The organism is Micrococcus sp. HMSC31B01 (assembly GCF_001816085.1).
Lineage (GTDB): Bacteria > Actinomycetota > Actinomycetes > Actinomycetales > Micrococcaceae > Micrococcus > Micrococcus luteus.
In genome coordinates, this window is the sequence record NZ_KV825109.1 from 1 (window position 1) to 2,390 (window position 2,390).

Annotated in this window: 2 protein-coding genes; one reads left to right on the forward strand and one right to left on the reverse strand. The window is 75.0% G+C overall.

Annotated features, from left to right (window positions below):
- The first annotated feature begins 450 nt into the window (after positions 1-450).
- The gene (locus HMPREF3105_RS06060; protein WP_002854852.1) at positions 451-699 is read left to right on the forward strand and encodes a WhiB family transcriptional regulator; all 249 of its coding nucleotides are present in this window, start codon (positions 451-453) and stop codon (positions 697-699) included.
- 62 nt (positions 700-761) lie between these two features.
- Here the strand turns inward: HMPREF3105_RS06060 and HMPREF3105_RS06065 are convergent, their stop codons facing one another.
- Complete coding sequence (locus HMPREF3105_RS06065) at positions 762-2,270, reverse strand: sensor histidine kinase (protein ID WP_036316015.1); 1,509 nt, start codon at positions 2,268-2,270, stop codon at positions 762-764.
- Positions 2,271-2,390 lie beyond the last annotated feature (120 nt).

Consider the following 2,390-nt stretch of genomic DNA (forward strand, 5'->3'; position numbering starts at 1 on the left):
CCGGGGCGGGGCGGGACCGTCGTCGCGTCGGCGCCCGACGACTCGGACGGGGCGACGGGGTCGGGGCGGCGGGACTGTGCCATGGGGCCTCTCCTGCGGGACGGCTGCGGGGACGGACGTGTCCCCCACCGTACGCCGGGCGGTGCGCGGGCCAGGTCCGCGGCGACGCGCCGCCCCGGGCATGGGTGTGACCAAGGACTCACTGGGAGGTGCGGTGATGCACCTCATTCACCTCTTGTTCACTCGTGAGGGCCGTGCGAGGATGGCACGCGAAAGATTTCCGGGGGCCGCGTTCGTACGAAAGCGGTCCCCGTTGCAATGACCAGGGTCGCCCTCCGTATCGGTCGTGCCGCGCGTCGTCCGCGCAGGCCCCCGCGCCCGCCGCCGGCGGAGGCCGTGACCACCGGCGCCCGCGGGCTCCGGCTCTTCCGACAGAAAGTGAGCGGACCGATGGATTGGCGCAGTAAAGCAGCGTGCCTGGACAAGGACCCGGAGCTGTTCTTCCCCGTGGGCAACACCGGCCCCGCCCTCCTGCAGATCGAGGAGGCCAAGGCGGTGTGCCGTTCGTGTGAGGTCGTGGACACGTGCCTGAAGTGGGCCATGGAGTCCGGCCAGGACTCGGGCGTCTGGGGCGGCATGAGCGAGGACGAGCGGCGCGCCATGAAGCGCCGCGCGGCGCGCGCCCGCCGCGCCTCCTGACCCACCCGGACCACCGGCCCCGTCGACCTCGTCGACGGGGCCGTCGTCATGCCCGGCCGGGCTCACGTCAGGGGCAGTCGCAGCACGACGCGCGTGCCGCCGTCGTCGGACCGCTCCCAGCGCAGGGTGCCGCGCAGGTCCCCCTCCACGAGCGAGTGCACGATGCGCAGGCCGAGCCCCGATCCCTCGCCCGCGCGGGGAGACTCCCCCGGCACCCATCCGTCGGGGGCGGCGGGGCCGCCGTCCGTCACGGACACGACCAGCACCGTTCCCGCGGGGGTCGACTCGCGGTCGGCGTGCAGGCCCACGCAGCCACCGCCCGGCGCCGTGCCGTGCTCGACGGCGTTGGCCGCCAGCTCATTGAGCACCAGCGCCAGCGGCGTGGTCACGTGGGAGGGCAGTTCACCGAACTCGCCCGTGACCGCGACCTGCAGCGGCCGCCCGTCCCCGGCCACCTCGACGGCCAGGCGGAACTGCCGCTGCAGCAGACCGTCCACGGGGACCTGGTCCTCGATCTCCTCGCTCAGCGTCTGGTGGACGAGGGCGATCGTGTCCACCCGCTGCATCGCCTGACGCAGCGCACGCTCCGCCTCGGGCGAGGACGTGCGCCGCGCCTGCATGCGCAGCAGCGATCCCACGGTCTGCAGGTTGTTCTTGACGCGGTGGTGGATCTCGCGGATGGTCGCGTCCTTGGTGAGCAGACGCTGCTCCTGGCGGCGCAGCTCGGTCACGTCGCGCAGCAGCAGCAGCGCCCCCTGCCAGCCGTCCGGACCGAGCAGGGGGACGGAGCGCACCGTGAGGGACGCCCCGCCGGACTGCACCTCCCGCCGTCCGGCACGCAGGCCGGTGAGCACCGCCCACGTCCCCTCGTCGGTGGGAACGCGGGCGGCCTCGGTGCTGGCCAGCACGTCGGTGAGCCGGTGCCCCTCGAGGGTCGAGGCGATGCCCAGCCGGCGCAGGGCGGAGACCGCGTTGGGACTGGTGAACTCGGCGACCGAGTCCGGCCCGAGCACGACGAGGCCGTCCCCCACCCGCGGCGTGCCGCCCGCCCAGAGGCCGGAGGGCTCCTCGGGCGCCGGCCAGCGGCCGTGCTGCATCATGTCCAGCAGGGTGCTGGCCGTCCGGCTGTAGTTCTCCTCGATCACCGAGCGCGCCGGCCGGCCGTTCGGGTCCGCGTGCGCGGAGACGACCGCGATGACCCTCCCGGCGCGGACCACCGGCCACAGACGCACCTGCAGCGTGCCTCCCGGGGCCTCGACGGGGCCGGCCCCCTCGGCCCGCTCCCCGCCATGCCACGTCTGCCCGACGACGGCCCGCAGGTCCGCGCGGGCGCGCGAGCCCACGATGTCGCGGTGGAAGAGGGTGGGAGCGGTGAAGGGCCGGACCTGGGCGAGCGCGACGAACCCTCCGGCCTCGTCGCGGCGGGGCACGGGGCACCAGAGCACGAGGTCCGCGAGCGCCAGGTCTGCCACGAGCTGCCAGTCCCCCACGAGCCGCTGCAGCCAGGCGCGGTCCTCGTCTCCGATGTCCGGGTGCGACGTCAGGGGGTCCTGCGCGAGCGAACTGACCATGGGATCAGGGTACGGCGACGTGCCGGGCGGCCCGGGTCCGTGGCGTCGCGGGCGGCGTCGGACGACACGGCGGCGATGGTCTGCGAGGGCCGTGCGCGGTGCCGTCCGCGGCGGGCGGGG